This is a genomic window from Thioclava sp. SK-1 (assembly GCF_001705665.1).
Taxonomy (GTDB): Bacteria; Pseudomonadota; Alphaproteobacteria; order Rhodobacterales; family Rhodobacteraceae; genus Thioclava.
Genome location: NZ_MDHA01000026.1, coordinates 137,932 through 159,628, shown reverse-complemented (window position 1 = coordinate 159,628; position 21,697 = coordinate 137,932). Strand labels below are relative to the sequence as shown.

Here is a 21,697-nt window from a genome sequence, read left to right as displayed (position 1 = left end):
GCGCCCGCTTGCGTTTCATATGAACCTTGATGTTCAAACACCATCCGGACCGCCCGCGCGCGAACTTCTGGCGAGTAGCGATTTGCCATTTTGCTTTTTGTCATAACCATCATCCTTACTTAAGTTGATGGTCTCCGACAAACTCGGGGCGATTCAGTCTGCGTCACAGATCTTTACCCGCAGCGCGTCAAAGATCACGATCGGATAAATCCCCGGTCCAATGCCCGGTACTGCCACTCTCGGACCTCATCCAGAACAGCCGCAGTGACCCGGCTGTTCAGGTCAGGCGAGACGCGCAGGCCTTAAAGGTCTTCGAGATGGGTCTGAATATCGCGCACTGACAGTCCGGCGGCATAGAGCCCGATGATGTTGTCATCAATGCCGTCGATCCGGGTCTTGCCCTTCTTTACCAGCTTGGGCTCAAAGCTGCTGTCACGATCGCGGGGCACTGCCACAGGCATCTCTCCGTCCTGACCTTTCAGTATTTTGGTTGACGCGCCATTACGCCGTCAGTTCGGCGCCCAGCATCCGTTCCATGATCTTCAGCTCTTTCATCAGCCCGGTGCCGCCAAGCAAATTTTCGGGGCGCTCAACGTCCTTCAGAAATTCATTCAGAAGTTCCTTAGAGATCGTCATGCATGCTTCCTTTCGGTGAAGCATAGACCAGATCTACGGTACACAGAAGATCTGACGCTCTCATCTCACCCGCCCAGAAACTGAAAATGGCCGCGTAAATTCTACGTCCAAGCCTATGCGAAACGGGGGGCGTTTTATGTCGCTCCTTGAACGCCACGATGACGCAGGAACCTCGATTGTTTAAGTCATCATATTTGTCCGTCATGTTCGGACTTCAGACACGCGGGGGTCTTCCATATAGCACGGACTAGGCTCTCACAGGGGTAGTGCATTACTGTAATGGTGTTGGTGCCCAATCAGACAGAATTTCTGCAGCCACTGCGTCGTAATCAGCGTTCAAATGGTGGCCGCCTTCATAGCTTTGGTGGGTTACGTGTTGGTCCACAGCCGGGCAGACACTGTTCTTATCTTCTGTGCCATATAGGCAGAAGATGTGAAACGAGTCCGTTGCCGTCATTATGGCTTGGGCGACATCATGTTGACCGGTGACTATGCCCATCCAGCCGCCCATAACGATTTCAAAACCGGTTTGGCGTTCGGGCGATAGCAATACTAAGCCTGTAATCCGCTTTTGTAGTGATGTCGGTAAGGATGGGGCAAAAAACGGCATGACATTGGCGCCAAGTGAAAACCCAATAAGTATCACCGTCGGTGCTTCGAATTGTCCCGCATATGTTCTATCAATACGCGTGATATCTTCTGCGATCTGCAGCGGTGATTTTTCTTTCCAAAGGTAGCGCATAGAGGAAATTCCAACCACAGGGACACCTGACTGCGCCAGCCGTTCGGCGATTTCCTCGTCAAATTTGGCCCAACCGCCATCACCCGATAAGAAAATTGCATAGCGCCCAGAGGGGGGCGCACTGGGATCTTGATGCACGGTGATCGGAAGGTCGGACAGATCTCCGCCCGCCACTGTCGCCGTATCAAATGCATGATCCGTTCCGGCCAGTGTCAGATAAGCTTGATAAAATGCCTCATCCGAGCCATGGCTTTGGGGATCATAGAACCGGACACCGGCCACATCAGCCGCGAGGGAGGCGTGTGCAACATCATGCCAACGCAGCGGGCTTTTCCCATCTTCGGGTGCAAGAGCGGCTGCGATGGACCGACATGGATCGTTTGCAGCAGATAGCGCCTCAGTCACAAGCCCTTTGAACGTGTTGGGATAAAGGTTGGCGGCCATCAACGCCAAGCTGGCCCCGGCACCAATACCGGTTAAAACCGGCGCGCGCCGGGCGGCATCATTTTGATCACGCAGCTTTTGTGCCAGTGGTCCAAGAGCTGCGGCAGCGGCCGTACAATTGCCATAGGTCGCAACCATTTCAGCGGCATCGACAACAATGACCAGCGTATGCATTCCCGCTAATTTCGCGCTGCGGCGCTGTAGATGCGGGTCATATCCTGAAGGGCCGGTCACAACCAGCGCGATTGAACGTGCGTCCATCGCATCGGGCGCAACGACGGCCTTGATATAGTCCGCGACAGTTTGCGCCGCTGGAAACCGTGGAAAACAGGCCATGATTACGATGGTGAACATTCGCAAAAGACACTGCATCAAACCCTCCGGATTGGTTGGTTCGGATGATAGGCATGAACCCCTGCCGTTTGGTTAAACCTACGGAGAAAACACGGATCCCATAGAAAAGGGCGGGAAAATCCTCCCGCCCTTTTGAAAATTATATCAAAATCTTAGCGTGCAGCAGGTGCATCACCGATAGATTGTAAAAAGCGATCATAGTCGAAATACAGACTGTCAGGCTGCGTTACCAATGACGATGTGTCGCTTGCCAAAGATTTGCGATAGAAATCCAGCTGCCGGGTAAAGGCGAAGAAGGTCGGATCCTGACCGTATGATTGCGCATAGATCCCGTTCGCTTCGGCTTCGGCTTGACCGCGCACGATCTCGGCCTGCTTTTGCGCCTCTGATGTCAGCTCGGTCCGGGTCCGGTCTGCGGTCGCCCGCACACGTTGCGCGGCCTCATTACCGCGAGCGATTTCATCGGCGGCCTCACGTTCGCGCTCTGCGCGCATCCGTGCATAGGTCGCTTCAAGGTTTTGCTCGGGCAGGTCGGTGCGGGTCAAACGGACGTCAATCACGTCCACACCCAGGCTTGCAGCCTCACGGCGGGCCAGATCACGGATCTGGTTCATCAGCGGTGTGCGGTCATCCGACAAGACGGTGGTTGACGGGACCGAGCCCAGAACCTCGCGGATGGCGGCGTTGATGATCGAATCCAGACGCGATTTCGCAACGGTCTCACCACCTTGGCCCACGGCTTCGCGGAATTGAACCACATCCACCAAGCGCCAACGCGCGAAGGCATCCACGACCAAACGGCGGTCATCCAGCGGCGTGACCTCCAACGGGCGGGTCGATAACGACAAGATCCGGTCATCATAGGTTACGACATCCTGAATCAGGGGCAATTTAAAGCCCAAGCCGGGGTCGGATTTCACCTGTTTGACCTGCCCAAACTGCAAGATCAGTGCTTTTTCACGTTCATCGACCACAAAGACCGAGCTCATGCCGATGACGGCTGCCACAACGATTGCGGGGATGATGATGGCTGCTTTTTGCATCAGTTCGACCCTCCGGTTGTCGTGGTATTGGATGAGCGGTTCAGCTCATTCAGTGGCAGATAGGGGACAACACCCTGACCGCCAGACGGTTGATCCACAATGACTTTATCCAAGCCCTGCAACACGCCTTCCATGGTCTCAAGGAACATACGGCGTTTGGTGACATCGGGTGCTTTGACATATTCATTATAGACAGAGGTAAAGCGTGCAGCCTCACCCTGTGCGTCATTGACGGTCTGGGCGCGATAAGCTTCCGCCTCTTCGCGCAGCTGGGCCGCCTGACCACGCGCAGCCGCTGTTACACGGTTGGCATAGGCGTCGGCTTCTTTTTCCAGCCGGTCACGCTCTTGTTGTGCGGCCTGCACCTGACGGAAGCTGTTGATAACCTCTGACGGCGGGTCGGCACGGTTAAAGTTGACCCGGATTACATTGATCCCGGCATCATAACTGTCCAGAGTGGATTGCACGGCCTGACGCAAGTCAGCGGCGATCACGCCGCGGTCACGGTTCAAAATCGGCGCCAATTCAGAGCGGGCGATAATGTCGCGCATCGCGGATTCTGACACCGCACGGATCGTGTCCGGGGCATCTGCCAGATTGAACAGATATTGCGACGGATCCGAAATATTCCAAACAACCTGGAATTCCACATCGACGATGTTCTGATCCCCGGTCAGCATCAGCCCGGTATCATTGTCACCGGCGCGGCCCGATCCAACATCCACAGTCTGTTCGCGCGTCACCTGCACAATTTCATGGGTCACAATTGGCCAAGGCGCAAAGTTCAAACCTGGATTGCCCATCGAATATTCGCGGCCAAACATCAGTTCAACAGAACGCTCTTCTGGTCGCACCGTGTAAAACGACGCCCATGCCCACAGGCCAACAGCCGCCACAGCGATCAGCGCAAGCGTGCCGAAACCGACACCCTGTCCGCCCGGACCACGCCCTCCGCCATTAGACCGGCCACCAGAGCCGCCGCCGCCCATCAAGACGCGCAGCTGCTCAGAGCCTTTTTTCATGAACTCTTCGATCTCGGGGATACCCTGATCATTGCCCGGACCACGTTGGCCGGACCGTTTGCCGGGATCGTGCGGCTTGTCTTTGTCGCCGCCGCCGCCGCCGCCGGTTCCCCAGGGACCTGGATTGCTCATGGATCTCCTCACTCTCGTTATCGTGTTCAGTCGTCAACTTGGGTATCGCAGCGGCTGAATGCAAGCCGTGCGGAACGTCGCACGGCTTTGTTTCATGTTGATTAATCCGTGCGCGCCGGGCTGCGCATCGTCACCAGCTCCTCGGCCATGGTCGGATGCACGGCGCAGGTCGCGTCGAATTGCTCTTTGGTGGCGCCCATTTTCATTGCAATCGCGACCATCTGAATCATCTCGCCAGCGCTTTCGCCCACGATATGGCAGCCCAAAACGGTCCGATGCTCTTTGCTGACCACCAATTTTAAGAATACCGGTTCGGGGTTGCCCGCAAAGGCCGATTTCATTGGTTTGAAGCTGGACAGATAGATTTCCACCGGGCCTTTTTCGCGCGCCTCGTCTTCGGTCAGCCCGCATGTGCCAAATTCGGGTTGGGTAAAAACCGCTGAGGCGACAAGATCATGGTCCATTGTCGTAGGCTTGGCCCCGAAGATCGTATCGGCAAAAGCATGGCCTTCACGGATCGCCACCGGGGTCAGCGCAATACGGTCGGTCACATCGCCCACGGCAAAGATTGATGGAATGTTGGTCTGGGAATAGGCGTCAACCAATACCTCGCCACGGCTGCCAAGCTTGACGCCTGCATCCTCTAGGCCAAGCCCCTCGGTCAATGGCACACGGCCCGTCGCATAGAGCACCGCGTCAAAGACCTCATCACGATTGTCGGAAGCATGAATGCGGAAATCATCGCCCAGACATTCAACCTTGTCGATGACAACACCAGTGTGGATCTTGATGCCTGCGCGTTCCATCTGACCAATGATCACATCACGCGCATCGGTGTCGAAGCCACGCAGCAAAGGCGAGCGGTTAAACAGGGTCACATCGACCCCCAACCCAGCCATGATACAGGCGAATTCACAGGCAATATAGCCGCCGCCAACAATCAGCATGGTCTTGGGCAATGTGTCGAATTTGAACATGTCATTGGATGTCAGCACATGTTCGCAGCCTTCAAATTCCGGCACAAAGGGTTTGCCACCCACGGCCACCAGAATATGTTTGGCACTGACACGGGTGCCATCGGCCAGCTGAACCTCATGCGGTGCAACCACTGTCGCGCGCTGATCATATAAGGTGACACCAGCGCCTTCTTGTCCGCGGCGATAGATCGCCTCCAGTCGGGTCAATTCTGCGTCCAGTTTGCCGCGAAATTTGGTCCAGTCAAACGCGCCGATCTGCGCATCCCAACCATAGGCCTGGGCTTCTTCCACAGCGCCGGGAAAACCCGAGGCATAGACCATCAATTTCTTTGGGACACAGCCGCGTATAACGCATGTGCCGCCCAGACGGTATTCTTCTGCCAATGCCACTTTGGCACCGTAACCTGCACTGATCCGTGCAGCGCGCACGCCGCCAGATCCGCCGCCGATGACGAAAAGGTCGAAGTCGAAATCGCTCATGGGGTGTCTCCGTCTGTTTTCGCGTTGGAGATAGACCACAAAGCGCATGGCTTTACCAGAGGCGCTGCCGTTCCCCCACGTCTGCAGACATCCGTTTTTGCATCACATAACGGCGTGTCCCATGATCCACGGATCGTATCTTGGGCCATCAAGGGCACCTGCGCATGAAATGTGCGCTGGCAATGGCTTGACTTGGCCGTGATGACGCGTCACCTGTGATGACCCAACGGGCCGATCACCGCGAAAGGATGTCCCATGTCGATACCTCAGCAGGGCGGTGGCCCGATTGAAGATTTTGCGCAGCTTGCTGCTTATATGGAATCGGGTGAAAAACCCAAATCCGATTGGCGTATCGGGACTGAGCATGAAAAGTTCGGATATTGTGCCAATGCGCAAAAACCGCTGCCATATGAAGGCGCGTGTTCGATCAAAGCAATGCTGGAGGGGCTGCGGGACCGCTTTGGCTGGAACCCGGTGTTGGAGCAGGGTAATATTATTGGCCTGGAATCCAATGGGGCGAATATTAGCCTTGAACCCGGTGGTCAGCTGGAACTGTCCGGTGCGCCGTTGGAAACCATCCATCAAACCTGCGATGAGGTGAACGGCCACCTGCGTGAAGTGCAAGAAATTGCAGACAAAATCGGTGCGCGTTTTATCGGGCTTGGGGCGGCACCCATGTGGTCAGAGGCCGAGATGCCAATGATGCCCAAGGGCCGCTATCGGTTGATGACGGATTACATGGACCGGGTCGGCACAATGGGCAAAACCATGATGTACCGGACCTGTACCGTGCAGGTGAACCTGGATTTCGGCTCCGAAGCGGACATGGTGCAAAAAATGCGTGTTGCCTTGGCCTTGCAGCCGGTTGCCACCGCATTATTCGCCAATTCGCCATTCCTGGATGGTAAGGTCAATGGCATGAAATCCTGGCGCAGCAATGTCTGGACACATCTGGATGACACGCGCACGGGGATGTTGCCCTTTGTGTTTGAAGACGGGTTCGGATATGAAGCATGGGTGGACTATGTTCTTGATGTACCTATGTATTTTGTCTACCGAGATGGAAAATACATTAATGCGCTGGGGCAATCGTTCCGTGATTTCCTGAAAGGGGAGCTGCCCGCGCTTCCTGGTGAAAAGCCGACATTATCGGATTGGGCCGATCACATGACCACGGTCTTCCCCGAAGCGCGGGTGAAGAAATTCATTGAAATGCGTGGCGCAGATGGGGGGCCGTGGCGGCGCCTATGTGCTTTGCCTGCGCTTTGGGTAGGGCTGACCTATGATCAGGGCGCGCTGGATGCTGCGTGGGATTTGGTCAAAGGTTGGGATCACGACACCCGGACAGGCCTGCGTGCCGCTGCCGCCCAAGACGGGCTGCAAGGCAGTTATAACGGCATCAATATGTTGGATCTTGCGCGCGAAACCGTGGCGATTTCCAAATCCGGTCTGAAAGCGCGTGCCAAACCGGGCGCGGGTGGCTTGATCCCGGATGAGACCCATTTCCTGAACGCGTTGGAGGAAAGCGTGAAATCGGGTAAGACCCTCGCAGATGAATTACTTGAGAAATACCACGGGCCGTGGGGCGGAGATCTAAGCAAGATCTATAGCGAATACAGCTACTAATCGTTGCCCACACCACATCAATAACATGAAAAAAACGCGGGCAAAGTTGCCCGCGTTTTGTTTGGTTTTGTGGGATCAACATGGTTGCGCGGATATCATCAAGCAGGTGTCACCGGCGCGCCAAGACCGCCGTCAAAGCGGTTTTGGTCGGGGCGGCTTCGCCCAGCCAAGAAGACGATCAAAATGATTGTCCCGATCAGCGGAACGAATGCCAGCAACATCCACCAGCCAGTGCGGTCGACGTCATGCAAGCGGCGCACGGCCACCGCAATACTGGGGATCAGCATGGCAAGAGAGAACAAGAATGTCAGCGGCCCACCATTGACCGAGAACCACGCATGGCCATCCGCTGCGCCGTAAAACAACTCTCCAAACAGGGCGGAATCGACGATGGACAAGACCAGCTGCCCCAGCCAGACAAATAGCACGAACCACCAGAATTCAGGCCGTTTCGCACGGCCAGAGAAATTCGCATAATTGCGTTTTAATACAGTCTCAACAGCGGATTTCATCGACATCAGACGGACCTTTCGTAATGCGGGCTTTCATGCCTGCTTATATGGATAACGACCCGTGACGGGCGTAGGTTCCGTCCTATCCTTTTTTGCCGATCTTCGGCTCGGTCCCGGCGATGATACGCGCAATATTGGCCTTGTGGCGCCAATAGATCAGCACGGCCATGATCGCGCCCGACAGTGCGACGCAATGCATGCCCAGCCCATAGGCGGCGATCGGGGCGACAACCGCCGCAATCAATGCCGAAAGTGAGGAAATGCACCCGATCAATGCGGCCAGCCCCCATGTGGCACAGGCGATTAGCCCAATCGGCCATGATAATGCCAGCATTGTGCCAAGGAAGGTCGCAACACCTTTCCCGCCTTTGAAACCCAGCCAGACCGGAAAGCAATGGCCAAAAAATGCGGCCACACCGGCGATATTCGCGGCCTCTTCGCCCAAAAGATAGCGCGCGACCAGCACCGCAATCGCCCCTTTGCCTGAATCCAGTAACAGCGTGGCGAGCGCCGCCCCCTTGTGCCCGGTGCGCAGCACATTGGTTGCCCCGATATTACCCGAGCCGATCTGACGCAAATCACCCAATCCCAAGCTGCGTGATATCACCAGACCAAAAGGCACAGAGCCCAACAAATATCCGCCCATGGCGGCTACAATCAAGGTGATCATGCGGGCATCTCCTGGGCGTTATAGACGCAGGTGCCGCCGACGAATGTGGCCAGAACCTTGCCCTCCATCCGCTGGGTGTCGAAGGGAGTGTTTTTGGATTTTGATTGTAACGTCCAGCGGTCCAACACGAAGGGCGCATCAGGATCGAACAACACCAAATCTGCCGGTGCGCCTTCGGCCATGCGGCCCTGCGGCAGCCCCAGACGTTTGGCTGGATTCAAAGACATCGCCCGGAACAGCTGCGGCAGGGTCAGCCCGCCTTGATGATACAGGCGCATTGCTGCCGGGATAAATGTTTCAAGTCCGACCGCGCCGCTGGCGGCCTCTTCAAAGGGCAGACGTTTGGATTCTTCATCCGCCGGCGTATGCATCGAGCAGATGATATCAATCAAGCCAGAGCCCACGGCGGCGATCATCGCCTGCCGGTCTTCTTCGGCGCGCAGCGGCGGGGTTAGCTTGAAGAATGTACGGTAGTCGCCAACATCAAACTCATTCAACGTCAGGTGATGGATAGACACGCCTGCGGTCACGTCCAACCCGTTTTCCTTTGCACGTTCCAACGCGGGAAGGGCGCGCGATGTCGTGATCTGATCTGCGTGATAGCGCACGCCGGTCATCTCAACCAGACCCAGGTCACGGTCCAGCCCAATCCGTTCTGCCATTGGGGACACACCGGGTAAGCCGCGCAGCGAGGCAAACTTACCATTGGTGACACAAGCACCCTTAGATAAGATCGGTTCTTGTGGGTGGCCGATGATCAAGGCGCCCAGTGACCGGGCATAGACCATCGCGCGTGACAACACCTTGGTGTCCTTGACCACGTGATAGACATCCGAAAATGCCACTGCCCCGGTATCAAGCAAAAAGCCGATTTCGGTCATCTCATGTCCCGCGCGGTCCTTGGTCAATGCAGCCAGATGCAAGATGCGCACCGGGGCCTGTGCCGCACGCCGGGTCACAAATTCCAGCGTTTCGGGATTGTCGATACAAGGGTCGGTGTCCGGGCGGGCGATGACGGTAGTCACCCCACCCGCCGCCGCCGCCATCCCTGCCGAGCGAAAGCTCTCTCGGTGGCGTTCACCTGGTTCACCGATTTTCACGCCAATATCCACGATGCCCGGCGCCAGACATTTGCCGCGGCAATCAATCACCTTAGCATCTGCCGGGGCCTGTTTGTCACCGATGGCGGCAATCACACCATTATCGATGATAAGGTTGCCGACCGTTTCGGTCAGGGCGTCCGGGTCGATCAGGCGTGCGTTTTGCAAAAACAGGGTCATCGCGGTCCTCTGTACGGTCTTCTTGCGGGCGGCGTTACAGCGGCCTCAAGGCGGTGAATGTCGTCAGGCCGCAACGGCAGCCCGGGCGGTCTTGGCGGCTTGGATCTGTGCGCTGGCCTCTTCCGGGTCGGCCAGATGTTCGATGCGGAATTTGGGACCATTATGGGATTTAATATGCACATCGCCCAAAAATGTATGGATTTGCGCAATTTCCCCCAATCCCAAACCATGGCCTTTGGAATTGACCAGCCGCCGATCCGTCAGCAGCCAGGCACGTGCAAAGGTGCGACGATAGGCAATGAATGTCCCAAAAACCTGCGCGGCGAGAATGATGCCGATCAACAGCCACATTCGGCCACCGCTGGCAAAGAAACGCGCGACAACGATCAGGGCTGCTAATTGCAGCAGGCACCAGAAAATCCGCACTGAAAAGAACCGGCGTTTGTCGGCGGTAAATGTGGCCAGCTTGATCTCGTCAGACATACTGTCCCTCAGTTAGGGCGCGACCACGTTCACGGCGTAGGTTTTGCGCCAGCAAATCCATACAAGCCATGCGTACAGCGACCCCCATTTCGACCTGCTCCTGAATGACCGAACGGTTGATATCATCGGCAATCGTGCCATCAATTTCAACGCCGCGGTTCATCGGACCGGGGTGCATGACGATCGCGTCATCCTTTGCATAAGAGAGCTTTTCGGCATCCAAGCCATAGCGGTGGAAATATTCCCGCTCGGACGGAAGGAAGCCGCCGTCCATCCGCTCTTTTTGAAGCCGCAGCATCATCACGACATCTGCGTCCCGCAGGCCTTCGCGCATATCATCATAAACTTCTATGCCCAGTTCAGCGACGCCTGCGGGCATCAATGTCGGGGGGCCGACAAGGCGGACACGGTTTTCCATCTTGCCCAGCAAGATCAGATTGGATCGGGCCACGCGGCTATGCGCGATATCGCCGCAGATCGCCACCGTAAGGCGCTGAATTCGGCCTTTTTCGCGCCGGATTGTCAGCGCATCCAACAGCGCCTGCGTCGGATGTTCATGGCGGCCATCCCCGGCATTCAACACCGCGCACTCGACTTTTTGCGCCAAAAGATCGACGGCACCGGAATTTTGATGGCGCACGACCAGTAGATCGGGATGCATCGCATTCAGCGTCATCGCGGTGTCGATCAGCGTTTCGCCTTTCTTAACCGAGGATGTCTGCATCGACATATTCATCACATCCGCGCCCAGACGTTTTCCGGCCAGTTCAAAACTGGCTTGGGTGCGGGTTGAATTCTCGAAGAACATGTTGATCTGGGTCATGCCTTCCAGCGCGTCGGTTTTTTTCACCGTGCGCCGGTTCAGATCAACATAGCTGTCAGCAAGGTCGAGAACGGTGCGGATATCATCCTGGGTCAGGTGTTCGATTCCCAGAAGGTGCCTTGCGCGGAATGCCATCGCGACCTCTTTTGTTCCGATTGTTGCGCTGCTTATCGCAAATGGCGCGGCTTTCGTCCAGCGGCGATCGGGCCAAAGCGCGGTGCAGCGCAGCAAAGGACGCCGCAGCCGCGGCATTGAGTCCCGGCCGCGGCGGTCGCGCGCAGGCTGCGCGCTTCGGGGCGCGTCAGTCTTGCGCTGTGCCTTGAATGAAACAGGTGCAAGAGCCCTGTGCGTAAAGTTTATCATCTAGCGTGCCGCGAATTTCGCCCGTTGCCACCCCGGTGGAGCGACCCAGGTGGGACAGATTTCCTGTGATGGTCAGCGCCGTTCCCGGCGCAATCGCCCGGATCAGATTGACCTTGATTTCAATTGTCGATTGAAACTGTCCCTTGGCCAGCCCTGAGATCACCGCCATCGACATGCAGCTGTCGAGCACCATCGCATACCATCCGCCCTGTACCGATCCGAAGGCGTTGGATTGACCGTGATCGGGGCTGCCGCTGAAGGTGACTTGACCTTTTTCTGCCCCGATCACCCGGAAATTCATGCTTCGGGCCACGGTTGGATGCGGGGCCTCGCCCGAAATGATCTTGTGCATATACTCCAGCCCGGAGGTCGCGATGACCTCATCTCGGGTTGGGAAGTCATTGGCGGATTGCGCAAATTTCGCACGGTCTTGCATGGCGGAGGCTCCTGTTCTTGACGGTCCCATCATCGGTGCTGTCGCCAGAATGTCGAGCCGATATCGCTTGGGACGCGCTGCGCCAGTGGTTCGCGCCACAGGGCCAGATGATAGCGTTTGCTCAATGACCGGTCAGAATTTTACTGGCTTGGGTCTTCTGTGGTCGGCGCGCTATGGTATAGGCTGATATCGATTGTTTTGGTCATTTTATCGTTCGCGGCACAAATCGGATCCGTGTTGCGCTGTTTTAAAGGGAGGTCGCGTGCGTCATCCGCTGCTGAAATCGGTTCTGAGCATGGTGGTTTTGGCCTGTGCTTGTGCCTGCGCCACGGTTGCATTTGCGCAGTCACAGCCTTGGCAGGCGGTCGTGATTGGCCAACCTGGACCAGGTGCAGAAGGGGCGTTTGCCGATGCGTTTCATGCAGCGCAAGCGCTGCGCGATGGGCAGATTACTGAACTTCAGCTGCTGCGCGACAGACCACGGGCCGATATCGAAGACGCGATTGATTCGCTTGCGGGCGTGCCACGGGTGCTGGTTTATATTGCCGCGCCACTGGGGGATGATGGGCAAACGATATTGCTGCGCGGTGGCGGGCTCGCGCTTTTCGAAATTGTGCAGCGTTTGTCAGATCGCGGCACAAATCAGGTCGCATTGTTGATCGAAGATTGCACCGGTCCACAGGCCGCAGGCCTGCAGATTGGTCCGACACCGCAGAAGGTGGATCTGTTTATTGCCGCCAGTGCGGGGCCCGGTGGCACATGCCCCGGCCAAGCGGGCCGGTTGACCGATCAATTATCCGGTGCCGCGGCGCAGCCAGACCAGCCGATAAACGTGACGCTGGCCGGGGCCTGGCAGCGCGCAGCTGAGGCCGCATCGACCATGCGCCCTTTCGCCGCGCCACCGTCAAGCTTGGCGCCGACTGATGTCTATGATGCCGTGTCTATAGTGGCCAATGATGTGGTGCGGATTTCACCTGTAAGCCTTCCGGCCAGCGCGCGCGCACAGGTCCAGCCAATTTTGGCCAGCGCACCGGCATCCCGCCAAGTGATTTCTTCAAAGGCAACGCAGGGCGAAACCGTGGTAATTTTTATGCCGCCACCTCAGACGCAGATGGCCGCGCGGGCCTTGCGCGCGGGTCTGCCAGAGCCATCGGTGATTGTTGGCCTGATTGACGGCGAGGATATACAAGATACGGCCGAGATTTCGTATGATAATCTGGTTGCACGACAAAATCTGCGCCATGCAGAGCCAGAGCTTTTCGCGCAATTGGCACAGGCTGGTGCCTTTGACCCGCCGCCCAGCCTGGTGGCCCTGGCCATCCAGACCGAGCTGGCCCGTATGCGCTGCTATACCACTGGGATTGATGGTATCTGGGGCAATGGATCACGCAATGCGGTGGGGCGCTATTTCGCGCAGCGCTCTGATGTGGCGGCGACAACGATGGAGCCGGCAGCACAGTTGTTTCGCCAGATTATTACCGCCGATGATGTGACGTGCCCGGCACCTGTCGCAGCTGCGCGAAATGTGCGCCAAACGACCAGCCCTGCTGCTGCACCCACACGCCGCGCCACCCCGGCGGCGGCAAAACCCGCAGCGCAGGCACCGGCGCCGAACACGCGTAAAATTCAATCCGGCACAACATTGGGTGTGTTTCGATAAGCGGGCGCGGGCGTGACATTTGAAATCGATCCAGCATTTCGCAACAGCGGCGCGCAGGCGAAGAAGCGGCGGCAGGCCCGCCGGGCCAAGCTGTTCGCATGGGGCATGGGTGGTATCATGCTGTGCGCGGTCGCGATTGGGTGGGGGGCGCTGAACGCACCGCCCAACGCTTCGGACAATTTGACGATGGTTCAAACCCAGACGACCGCGCCGGAACCCCCACCGCGCAGCGCCTTTGTCGATCTGGCGCGCGATCCGATGATCTTGCATTTTGATACTCAGGCACAGGATCATGTGATCCGCTTTGCCGGGCCAGACGGACTGGCGATTGAACGGGTCGGGCCGGTAGGCCCACAGCGGTTGTCTTTGCTGCGTGACGATTTGTTTGTGGCAGAAAAACGGTTGATGACCACGTTGCCGTCCAGTCGTGATGATTTTGCACTGTTTCAAGCCAGCCGTAGTCAGGCGCTCGATCAGGGCACGCCGGCCCCGCCAAACCGTGTGCAGGCGGGGCCGGGCACTGTCGTCAGCGTGGGAGATGGCGATGGCGATGGTGGGAGCTGGGGCGCATTCATTGCGGCCGATGCGCATCCGCAAGATACGCAAGCGCAGCCCGCAACCTATATTGAGACGCAGATCGAAAACACCACAAGCGTTGCGCTGACCTTGCGTGACACCCAGCGGCTTGCGCTCTTTGAAGATGTGATTGTGGTGTTAAATGCGCCGCGTGCCTTAGACGAGGTCTTGCGTAGCAACGGGTTCGATGAAGGCCGCGCGCGCCAAATCACCCAAGCCGCCCTGCGCGAGCTGCAGTTACCAGTGCAATTGCAAAGCGGCTCTATCGTGGCATTGCGGGTGAAACCCACCGCCCAGGGGCCACGATTGCTGCAAATGTCACTTTACGGACCCGACGGGTATCTGGCGACGCTGGCGCAAATTGGTGCAGGGCGGTACAGCCGTGCTGCTGATCCGTGGTTGAAAGAGGATCTTTTGGCGCGCTCGGGCGGGCTGCGGCAGGCAGCGATGGCACCACAGGACATTCGCTTGTTGGATGCGTTGTATTCCGCGGCGATCCGCAATGGACTGCCGACTGATTTGGTCGGCGAGCTGATCGTTGTTATGTCGCAACGATTTGATTTGGAACGGTTTGTCAGTCCCGAAGACCATGTAACGTTGCTTTTTGCCACTGCACCCGGCCCGCAGGGCGCAGGGGTGGGGCAGTTGCTTTTTGCCGGGATCGCGGGACCGTCTGGGCAGATGCCCTGCTATGTAGTGCCGATGACACAAGGCGGTGGATATAGCTGTTTTAATTTTGATGCCCCAAACGCCGGGCCTGCGGCCAGTGGGGTGATTGGCGGTGGGCTTTTGGTGCCGGTGAATGGGGTAAAGACCTCTGGCTTTGGACCGCGTCATCACCCAATCTTGCGCCAGGTGCGTGACCATGACGGCGTGGATTGGGCCGCCCCCAGCGGCACACCGGTTCATGCGGTGGCCGATGGCATCGTCAAGGTCGCAGGTAACGGCGGCAGCTATGGCAATGTCATCTACATTGATCACGATGACGGGGTGCAAAGCCGCTACGCGCATTTGCAAGGTTTCGCGCCGGGGATCACGGCAGGTCAGCCCGTCACAGCAGGACAAGAGATTGGTAAGGTGGGCACGACCGGGCGCTCCACCGGGCCGCATTTGCATTTTGAATTGCGGGTCAGCGGTGTGGCCGTGGATCCGATGTCCTATGGTGGCACCGCTGTGGCCGGGGGTGGTGGGGCAGTGCCCGCATTGGTCAATCGCATTATCCATGTGGAAAGTGCCGGAAAGGCGGATGCGAAAAACACCCGTTCCAGCGCCACGGGGCTGGGACAGTTTATCGACAGCACATGGTTGCGGATGATGCGCAGTTATCGCCCGGATCTGGTAGCGACATTGGATCGCACCCAACTTTTGGCGCTGCGCACGGACGCTGCGCTTTCGCGTGAAATGGTAAGGCATCTGGCGCGTGAAAACGAAAGCTATCTGCGCGCGCGCGATCATCGCGTCACGCCAGGGCGGCTGTATCTGGCGCATTTCCTGGGCCCGGCGGGGGCAGATCTGGCGCTGCGCGCCCCGGGTGACAGCAGCGTGCTATCAGTGTTGGGGCCTGCGGTCGTGGGTGCCAACCCATTTTTACGCGGCAAAACGATTGCGCAATTGCGCAGCTGGGCGGATCGCAAAATGCAAGGTGCCGGCGCGTCAGCGCCCATGCGTCAAGTCGTCGTTCCGGCCTCTGTCCTGGCGTATCGCACGGCGATTGATCTTGCACTGAAAGAGGCGGGCTGATCCAGCCGCCGCTGTAAGGGTGCTTAGCGCAGGCCCAGCCCCGCGCGCATGATCGTGCGGCGCAACGGTTTAATACTGTAAAGCGCGCCAAGCGTGGCAGCACGCAAATCACGTAGGGGGCGGGGGTGCAGCATAGAGGCGCGGTTCAATGCATCGATCCCGGCAATACGGGCTTTTACCTGCGGCCAGCGGCGGCGGTTGAAACGGTCCAGCATCTGCTGGCTACCCAGCTGCGCCGGATCTGCGTCGCATAGCTCCAGTAGGGTTGCGATGTCACTCAGGCTCATGTTCAGACCCTGAGCGCCGATGGGCGGGATTACATGAGCAGCCTCTGCAATCAGGGCGACGCGTTGCGCGACAAAGCTTTGCGCGATTTGCGCCCGCATTGGCCAGACCGCGCGGCGCGTACACACGGTCAATGGCCCTAATATTCCGGTCGATCGTTCCAGCATCTGTGCCTCAAATTCCGGTAGGGGCAGCGTGGCCAGACGGTCTGCCTTTGGGCCCGTTTCCATCCACACAACAGCAGAGCAGGGGCGGCCATCACGGTCGGGCAGGGGCACCAATGTGAACGGCCCGCCAGAGCGATGCACCTCTGTCGACACGTTTTCATGTGCAATCGGATGAGTGACCGCAAAGGCCAGTGCCTTTTGGCCGTAACGCGTTATGCGCGCCGAAATGCCAGCAGCCTGACGGATGAAACTGTCGCGCCCATCCGCACCAATCACCAGCTTCGCGGTGACGCGGCTGCCGTCAGACAAGGTGACAAGCGCGCTATCGGTGCGGGTCAACAGATCTGTTGTCGCAACGCCGGGACGAAAATCCACCAGTGCGCAATCGTTTACCCGCGCCAATAATTCCCGGCGTAGCAGCCAGTTGGGGAAATTCCATCCGAAAGGATCTTCGGACACATCGGCGGCATCAAATTCGCGCGTCAGCCGGGCCACGGGCATATCGCCGCCCGCATCAATGATCCGCATCACCTGTAGCGGGGCGGCAAATGGTACAAGCTGATCCCATACGCCCGCCGCGCGCAGCACCGTGCGTGAGGGCTGCAACATCGCCGTAGTGCGCATATCTGCTGCTGGATCATCGCCATTTGTGACAGGCGGGGATGGATCGACACATACGGTCGTGAACCCGGCCGCACCAAAGGCTGCCGCCGCCGTCAGACCGGCAACACCGCCGCCAGAGATCAGGATATCGGCGCTGACATCACGGAGGTGGGCAGGGCGGTCAGACATGGGAACTCCATCCATCGGGGAACACGGCTATGATAGCGCAGCGCAGGTGAAAGGCCAGATCGGGTTTTGCATGCCCGGCTTCAGATCCGGCCTACGCATGGGCCGTCGGGGATTTGGACCTGTGAGATTTAAATCTGCCGGCGGGCACGCGTATTCAATCCATCAAATAACTCCGTTGCCCATGTGCGTGCGCGCGGCATGGCGTCGCAGCTGCGCCAGTATCGGTTGGCGGCATGTCACGCCGGATCAAATCGGCCTTGCGCCAATTGCGTCAAGAACCCGGCCAGATCATCTGTGTGATGGTGAATATGTGGCGCGGGTTGGCTCGGCGATGGGGCAACCAGGACGGTGCGCATGCCTTGATCATAGGGCACCGCCAGATTGCGCGGATCATCTTCAAACATTGCGCCTTTGCTCGGGGTAATTCCGGCCTTGGCGAAAACGGTATTAAAGGCCTCCATCCGTGGTTTTGGGTGGAAATCCGCATGTTCTACGCCGTAAATCGCGTCAAACAGCCCATCCAGGCCGCGCGCGTGCAACACACGCTCGGCATAGGGGCCGCTGCCATTGGTATAAACGATCCGCTGACCGGGCAGGGCGCGGATGGCATCGCGCAGCGCCAGATCCGGTGCCAGATGATCCAACGTGATGTCATGCACCTCGACCAGATACGGCAAGGGGTCGACATCATGTTCATGCATCAACCCGGCCAGTGTTGTGCCGTATAACTGCCAATAGTGGTTGCGCAGGTGATCCGCGCGGCCACGATCCACCCCGGCGGTGCGCATGACATACTCTGTCATCTTTACCTCGATCTGATCGAACAGGCGCGCGCTTGGGGGATAAAGTGTATTGTCCAGGTCAAAGACCCAGTCCGTCACATGTGTAAAATCGTTCATCCGCGGACCATATCGCGGTGAGGCAGGCAGGGCAATCCGTGCCGTTCCGGTCTTGTCACCGGCGGGCAGTAGGCCTACGCTCGATGCGGTTGCGAAAAGAGAGAGTGATGCAAAAAGACGCCTATACGCTGATCCTTGAGGCGATTGATGCGGGCACCTATCGCCCCGGAGATCGTTTGGTGGAATCTGAGCTGGCCGAACGGTTTGGCGTGTCACGGACCCCCGTGCGCGAGGCGCTGCAACGGTTGGAAACGCAATCCATGTTGGCCCGCGACGGGCGTTCCCTGATTGTTGCATCGCTTGATCACAATCAGTTGGCAGAGCTGTATACCGTCCGCGCCGAGTTGGAGGCGCTGGCCGCGCGTTTGGCCGCGAAACATGCCGCCCCAGAGGAGGTGCGCGTGTTACAAGATATGATTGACGAAGATCGTAATCAGCTGGGCGATCCAATCGCGATGAGCCGGTCGAACAAGCTGTTTCACCGCCAGATCCACCTAGCATCACATAACCGCTATCTGGTTCAGCAGTTGGATCTGGTGCATCGTTCAATGGCGCTTTTAGCGACAACCTCTTTGGCGGCAGAGGGGCGCGGGACCGCCGCGCTAAAGGAACATCAGGCGATTGTGGATGCGATCCGCGAACAGGATGAGGATGGCGCCGCCGCCGCCCTGCGCAGACATATCTCAGAGGCGTTCGTGACGCGGCTGAAAAGCGATGCGGCTAAATCGCGGATTGATTATTAACGGCTTTAGCTTTTGCGCTGTAATGGCCAATGCCCGGGCCCTACTTAAGGGCCCGGGCCTGCGCAACATCGTTGCGGGTTATTCCATACCCAAGGCTTGTTTATAAATCTCGATGATGGCTTCCATTTCGGCAATGTCATCTTTGTCGCGCTTCCGCAGGCTGATGATGGTTTTCATTGCCTTTACATCGTAACCGCGTGCCTTGGCTTCAGACATGATGTCCTTTTGCTGCTCCGAGATGTCTTTCTTCTCGGCTTCAAGGGATTCGTATTGCTCAATGAATTGGCGCAATTCGTCGGCGGTCACGTTATAAGCTGCATCGTTAGGCATGGGGCCTCCTGTCGTCTTGTATCATCTGCGGCTTGGATGCAGGCCGCGTGGTCAGTGTGTGATCGCGGCCCGATATCGGCAAGGCCTTCGCTTGGGCGTTTGGATACGGCTTTCGCGGGCGCACCGCAAGGCTCTTGCTCTTGTCATGGGCGGGCAGAGCCGCTAGGCCGAATAGCTGTCAGATTGCCCATATTCGGGCCAGATCGCAGGAGTATGGATATGGATGTTTTGGTCTGGATCGGGGCGGGTGTCTCGGTGATCGGCTTGGGCGGGATTTTATGGTGCATTTTGACCGTCACCGGTGCCAAACGCGCAGGTTTGGATGATGCTGCGCTGCGGGCCAAAATGAAGTCGGTTGTCACGGTCAATCTTGTGGCGCTGCTTGTGTCAGTGCTGGGATTGATGATAGTCGTGCTGGGAATTGTGCTGGGCTGATTACCCATCCGCCAGATCGGCAAAGCGGCGGCCATTGCGGATCAACACATCCCATAGGGTAACGGGGGCGGGGGCGCCCTCTTCTGCCAGGGCGCGCAGATGCTTGCGCATCGCCAAAAGCCCGGTCTGATCGGCCTGAAACAATGGTCCGCCCTTTGCGCGTGGAAATCCCAGTGCATGCACGGCCGTAAGATCCAGATCGCCGGCCCGGTCCACCGCACCGTGTTGTAAGAGCATGGCAGCGGCATTCGCCATTTCCGCACAAATCCGAATGACAATCTGCGGCGCTGTCGGGGCAGGGGTTGTCATGCCGGCTTCTTCGCGCAGGGCCTGCAGCAGCGGGTCTTGATCGGACAGGGGCTGGGCATCTTCGCGGCGCCAGTCGTAAATCCCGCGCCCTTTTGTGCGCCCGGTCTGCCCCTCCATCGTCAGATAGGTGAACAGCGCGCCAGGCGGATGACCCGTGGCACGCATTGCTTTACAAGCAATATCCAGACCCAGACGGTCGGCGCGCATCAACGGCCCTTCGGATAGGCCAAAGGCTTCCATCGCGCTATCCACCGCCTGCGGCGTGGCACCCGCCATCACACAGCGTTCGGCGGCGGCCCACATCGCAGCCTCCATCGGGCGCGCAAGCCCCGGCCCCGGCGCCATGCGCAGCACAATATCACCACCCGCCAGCAAAATCGCTGCGGTTAAATCCGCCTCTGGCCCGATCCCACGACATTCGACATGACGGCCATAGCGCATCAGCTGAACTTCATCACGTTCGGCCAAGGTTGTTTCGATCGCCAAGGGCTGACCATCCCGGCGCGCAGATCGCAAAGCGTTAATTTCATTTTCAGTTTCTGGTGCGGCAATCACCAAATCCGCACCCGAGACGGTGCCAGAGGCATCCGCTGCCGCATCCAAACGGTCCCAATCCGCGTCGCGCGCACCAGCCTGTAGTCGCCCGGCATGCACCGCGATTTCCTGCCGTCTGGCGATCCCACCCAGCAGCGTTTCCAATTGCCCGGGGTCGCCAGAGCCGATGCGCAGACGGTGGCCTGCGCTCAGCAACCGAAACGCAAGCTGTTCGGACCCGTTCCACAGCGCGATCTGCCGCGGCCCGATCGTTTTCGCAGAGATATCGTCGCGTACCGCGTCTGCGGCTTGCACACCGCTTTTGCGCAGATGGTCCAGGGCGCAGGCCAATTCCGCCGAAGCCAGATCGGCATAGGTCACTGCCTCCAGATCCAGCGCGGCGGCGATCGGCAGCAACATCGCGCCTTCGGCAACCGTCAGCGCCTGCTCTGCCACGGGTGCCAGCGGACCCGAAACGGGGTCTTTGCGCCATTGCGCCAGCTCTTCCATAAAGGTTTTCGGGTCGTTCAACGCCTGATCGCGCAGGCTGCGAAGGGCGGGATCGGCCTCTGCCGCTTTGACGGCCTCTATCACGGCCTGTGAGGCCAGGGCCTGCTGCGATGTGACCGCGTCAATCAACCCAGCAACCTGTGCCCCTTGTGCATCCAGTCCGCGGCCCGAAGTCAGCAGATCCATTGCGCGTGCGGGGCCAAGCCTGCGCACCAATCGCACCCAGCCGCCCCCGGATGGGATCAGGCCATGGCTGTATTCGGGGATGTCAAACACCGCCCCATCCAGCGCCAGCCGCAAATCCGCCGCCTGCGCCAGCGCCAAAGCCGCCCCTGAAATTCGGCCCGATAAGATTGCCAAAATCGGAACATTCGCGCCCGACAGGTATTCGCAAATTTCGCGCAGGCTGGGGGCATCATCATCGCCGTAATCATCCATCGGCGTCTGCGTCAGGGGCCAGGCGCCCCCCGCGCGCAGAACAATCGCGCGGGGCAATGGCTGTTCCAAACAAAGCTGCACTGCCGCCCCCAATGATCGGCGCAAGACCGCATCAAAGCCGCCGGAATGCTCGGGCATTGTGATGAAAGCGAGATCCTCGCTGCGATTCACCTTAACCCGATCAGACATGCCTGCTCCCTGTCTGCGCCGTGACAGTACATTGGCGCACAAGTGTTGTTTTCAGCAAAATGCCGCC

The 21,697-nt window shown here is 58.3% G+C and carries 21 protein-coding genes; 5 read left to right on the top strand and 16 right to left on the bottom strand.

All coding sequences use genetic code 11. From position 1 onward, the window contains the following. Positions 1 to 302 precede the first annotated feature (302 nt). The 6 genes from BFP70_RS21315 to gorA form a co-directional block, all read right to left on the bottom strand. Positions 303 to 455, bottom strand: coding sequence for a transposase (locus tag BFP70_RS21315; protein WP_255356592.1), 153 nt, complete (start codon positions 453 to 455; stop codon positions 303 to 305). Between the two features lie 46 nt (positions 456 to 501). Further along, the gene (locus BFP70_RS21310) at positions 502 to 636 is read right to left on the bottom strand and encodes a hypothetical protein (protein ID WP_255356591.1); all 135 of its coding nucleotides are present in this window, start codon (positions 634 to 636) and stop codon (positions 502 to 504) included. Between the two features lie 271 nt (positions 637 to 907). Next, a complete protein-coding gene (locus BFP70_RS04915; RefSeq protein WP_083217357.1) occupies positions 908 to 2,194 on the bottom strand; it encodes an AcvB/VirJ family lysyl-phosphatidylglycerol hydrolase in 1,287 nt (428 codons plus the stop codon). A gap of 134 nt (positions 2,195 to 2,328) precedes the next feature. Then, positions 2,329 to 3,219 (bottom strand): protease modulator HflC, encoded by an 891-nt coding sequence (gene hflC / locus BFP70_RS04910; RefSeq protein ID WP_066010249.1) that lies wholly within the window; start codon positions 3,217 to 3,219, stop codon positions 2,329 to 2,331. Then, positions 3,219 to 4,373 carry an FtsH protease activity modulator HflK gene (gene hflK / locus BFP70_RS04905; RefSeq protein ID WP_066010248.1) on the bottom strand — a complete coding sequence of 385 codons (1,155 nt, stop codon included), beginning with the start codon at positions 4,371 to 4,373 and terminating at the stop codon, positions 3,219 to 3,221. Before hflK ends, hflC begins: the two co-directional genes overlap by 1 nt. Before the next feature lie 101 nt (positions 4,374 to 4,474). Then, on the bottom strand, positions 4,475 to 5,830 hold the full coding sequence (gorA, locus tag BFP70_RS04900) for a glutathione-disulfide reductase (protein ID WP_066010247.1): 1,356 nt from the start codon (positions 5,828 to 5,830) through the stop codon (positions 4,475 to 4,477). Between the two features lie 255 nt (positions 5,831 to 6,085). Here gorA and BFP70_RS04895 point away from each other — a divergent pair, with 255 nt between their 5' ends. Beyond that, positions 6,086 to 7,456, top strand: coding sequence for a glutamate--cysteine ligase (locus tag BFP70_RS04895; protein ID WP_066010246.1), 1,371 nt, complete (start codon positions 6,086 to 6,088; stop codon positions 7,454 to 7,456). Positions 7,457 to 7,554: 98 nt separating this feature from the next. On the opposite strand, the gene BFP70_RS04890 is transcribed toward BFP70_RS04895, so the two are convergent. The 6 genes from BFP70_RS04890 to BFP70_RS04865 all read right to left on the bottom strand — a co-directional run bounded on the left by BFP70_RS04890 (position 7,555) and on the right by BFP70_RS04865 (position 12,023). Then, the gene (locus BFP70_RS04890; RefSeq protein WP_083217356.1) at positions 7,555 to 7,974 is read right to left on the bottom strand and encodes a DUF805 domain-containing protein; all 420 of its coding nucleotides are present in this window, start codon (positions 7,972 to 7,974) and stop codon (positions 7,555 to 7,557) included. 76 nt (positions 7,975 to 8,050) lie between these two features. Beyond that, entirely contained in the window at positions 8,051 to 8,638 is a 588-nt protein-coding gene (gene plsY, locus BFP70_RS04885) for a glycerol-3-phosphate 1-O-acyltransferase PlsY (RefSeq protein ID WP_066010245.1), read from the bottom strand. Then, positions 8,635 to 9,918 carry a dihydroorotase gene (gene pyrC, locus BFP70_RS04880; RefSeq protein ID WP_066010244.1) on the bottom strand — a complete coding sequence of 428 codons (1,284 nt, stop codon included), beginning with the start codon at positions 9,916 to 9,918 and terminating at the stop codon, positions 8,635 to 8,637. The genes plsY and pyrC overlap by 4 nt, the downstream gene beginning before the upstream one ends. A 63-nt stretch (positions 9,919 to 9,981) precedes the next feature. Then, positions 9,982 to 10,401: a hypothetical protein gene (locus BFP70_RS04875; RefSeq protein WP_066010243.1), complete on the bottom strand. Its 420-nt coding sequence runs from the start codon at positions 10,399 to 10,401 to the stop codon at positions 9,982 to 9,984. Continuing rightward, a complete protein-coding gene (locus tag BFP70_RS04870) occupies positions 10,394 to 11,359 on the bottom strand; it encodes an aspartate carbamoyltransferase catalytic subunit (RefSeq protein ID WP_066010268.1) in 966 nt (321 codons plus the stop codon). Before BFP70_RS04870 ends, BFP70_RS04875 begins: the two co-directional genes overlap by 8 nt. A gap of 166 nt (positions 11,360 to 11,525) precedes the next feature. Beyond that, positions 11,526 to 12,023: a PaaI family thioesterase gene (locus tag BFP70_RS04865; protein ID WP_066010242.1), complete on the bottom strand. Its 498-nt coding sequence runs from the start codon at positions 12,021 to 12,023 to the stop codon at positions 11,526 to 11,528. A gap of 262 nt (positions 12,024 to 12,285) precedes the next feature. Here BFP70_RS04865 and BFP70_RS04860 point away from each other — a divergent pair, with 262 nt between their 5' ends. Further along, positions 12,286 to 13,683, top strand: a complete 1,398-nt coding sequence (locus tag BFP70_RS04860; protein ID WP_066010241.1) for a hypothetical protein — start codon at positions 12,286 to 12,288, stop codon at positions 13,681 to 13,683. Between the two features lie 12 nt (positions 13,684 to 13,695). After that, positions 13,696 to 15,999, top strand: a complete 2,304-nt coding sequence (locus tag BFP70_RS04855; protein ID WP_066010240.1) for a M23 family metallopeptidase — start codon at positions 13,696 to 13,698, stop codon at positions 15,997 to 15,999. A 23-nt stretch (positions 16,000 to 16,022) separates the two neighbouring features. Here the strand turns inward: BFP70_RS04855 and BFP70_RS04850 are convergent, their stop codons facing one another. Together BFP70_RS04850 and BFP70_RS04845 are read right to left on the bottom strand one after the other, a co-directional pair. After that, positions 16,023 to 17,243 carry a UbiH/UbiF family hydroxylase gene (locus BFP70_RS04850; RefSeq protein WP_066010239.1) on the bottom strand — a complete coding sequence of 407 codons (1,221 nt, stop codon included), beginning with the start codon at positions 17,241 to 17,243 and terminating at the stop codon, positions 16,023 to 16,025. Positions 17,244 to 17,479: 236 nt separating this feature from the next. After that, the gene (locus BFP70_RS04845) at positions 17,480 to 18,142 is read right to left on the bottom strand and encodes a pyrimidine 5'-nucleotidase (RefSeq protein ID WP_066010238.1); all 663 of its coding nucleotides are present in this window, start codon (positions 18,140 to 18,142) and stop codon (positions 17,480 to 17,482) included. A gap of 107 nt (positions 18,143 to 18,249) precedes the next feature. Here BFP70_RS04845 and BFP70_RS04840 point away from each other — a divergent pair, with 107 nt between their 5' ends. Continuing rightward, a complete protein-coding gene (locus BFP70_RS04840; RefSeq protein WP_066010237.1) occupies positions 18,250 to 18,885 on the top strand; it encodes a GntR family transcriptional regulator in 636 nt (211 codons plus the stop codon). Between the two features lie 78 nt (positions 18,886 to 18,963). On the opposite strand, the gene BFP70_RS04835 is transcribed toward BFP70_RS04840, so the two are convergent. Continuing rightward, positions 18,964 to 19,215 carry a DUF2312 domain-containing protein gene (locus BFP70_RS04835; RefSeq protein WP_066010236.1) on the bottom strand — a complete coding sequence of 84 codons (252 nt, stop codon included), beginning with the start codon at positions 19,213 to 19,215 and terminating at the stop codon, positions 18,964 to 18,966. Positions 19,216 to 19,434: 219 nt separating this feature from the next. On the opposite strand from BFP70_RS04835, the gene BFP70_RS04830 reads away from it, so the two are divergent. Beyond that, complete coding sequence (locus tag BFP70_RS04830; RefSeq protein ID WP_066010235.1) at positions 19,435 to 19,650, top strand: hypothetical protein; 216 nt, start codon at positions 19,435 to 19,437, stop codon at positions 19,648 to 19,650. Here the strand turns inward: BFP70_RS04830 and BFP70_RS04825 are convergent, their stop codons facing one another. After that, the gene (locus tag BFP70_RS04825; RefSeq protein WP_066010234.1) at positions 19,651 to 21,630 is read right to left on the bottom strand and encodes an enoyl-CoA hydratase/isomerase family protein; all 1,980 of its coding nucleotides are present in this window, start codon (positions 21,628 to 21,630) and stop codon (positions 19,651 to 19,653) included. It abuts the gene before it with no gap. Between the last annotated feature and the right edge of the window lie 67 nt (positions 21,631 to 21,697).

Excerpts from the sequence above, each read along its gene's own strand:
- BFP70_RS04895 (WP_066010246.1), top strand. The coding sequence starts at position 6,086 with ATGTCGATACCTCAGCAGGGCGGTGGCCCGATTGAAGATTTTGCGCAG.
- BFP70_RS04850 (WP_066010239.1), bottom strand. The coding sequence starts at position 17,243 with ATGTCTGACCGCCCTGCCCACCTCCGTGATGTCAGCGCCGATATCCTG.
- BFP70_RS04840 (WP_066010237.1), top strand. The coding sequence starts at position 18,250 with ATGCAAAAAGACGCCTATACGCTGATCCTTGAGGCGATTGATGCGGGC.
- BFP70_RS04835 (WP_066010236.1), bottom strand. The coding sequence starts at position 19,215 with ATGCCTAACGATGCAGCTTATAACGTGACCGCCGACGAATTGCGCCAA.
- hflK (WP_066010248.1), bottom strand. The coding sequence starts at position 4,373 with ATGAGCAATCCAGGTCCCTGGGGAACCGGCGGCGGCGGCGGCGGCGAC.
- BFP70_RS04845 (WP_066010238.1), bottom strand. The coding sequence starts at position 18,142 with ATGAACGATTTTACACATGTGACGGACTGGGTCTTTGACCTGGACAAT.
- BFP70_RS04875 (WP_066010243.1), bottom strand. The coding sequence starts at position 10,401 with ATGTCTGACGAGATCAAGCTGGCCACATTTACCGCCGACAAACGCCGG.
- BFP70_RS04830 (WP_066010235.1), top strand. The coding sequence starts at position 19,435 with ATGGATGTTTTGGTCTGGATCGGGGCGGGTGTCTCGGTGATCGGCTTG.
- BFP70_RS04825 (WP_066010234.1), bottom strand. The coding sequence starts at position 21,630 with ATGTCTGATCGGGTTAAGGTGAATCGCAGCGAGGATCTCGCTTTCATC.
- BFP70_RS04865 (WP_066010242.1), bottom strand. The coding sequence starts at position 12,023 with ATGCAAGACCGTGCGAAATTTGCGCAATCCGCCAATGACTTCCCAACC.
- BFP70_RS04915 (WP_083217357.1), bottom strand. The coding sequence starts at position 2,194 with ATGCAGTGTCTTTTGCGAATGTTCACCATCGTAATCATGGCCTGTTTT.
- BFP70_RS04890 (WP_083217356.1), bottom strand. The coding sequence starts at position 7,974 with ATGTCGATGAAATCCGCTGTTGAGACTGTATTAAAACGCAATTATGCG.
- BFP70_RS04870 (WP_066010268.1), bottom strand. The coding sequence starts at position 11,359 with ATGGCATTCCGCGCAAGGCACCTTCTGGGAATCGAACACCTGACCCAG.
- plsY (WP_066010245.1), bottom strand. The coding sequence starts at position 8,638 with ATGATCACCTTGATTGTAGCCGCCATGGGCGGATATTTGTTGGGCTCT.
- pyrC (WP_066010244.1), bottom strand. The coding sequence starts at position 9,918 with ATGACCCTGTTTTTGCAAAACGCACGCCTGATCGACCCGGACGCCCTG.
- hflC (WP_066010249.1), bottom strand. The coding sequence starts at position 3,219 with ATGCAAAAAGCAGCCATCATCATCCCCGCAATCGTTGTGGCAGCCGTC.
- gorA (WP_066010247.1), bottom strand. The coding sequence starts at position 5,830 with ATGAGCGATTTCGACTTCGACCTTTTCGTCATCGGCGGCGGATCTGGC.
- BFP70_RS21310 (WP_255356591.1), bottom strand. The coding sequence starts at position 636 with ATGACGATCTCTAAGGAACTTCTGAATGAATTTCTGAAGGACGTTGAG.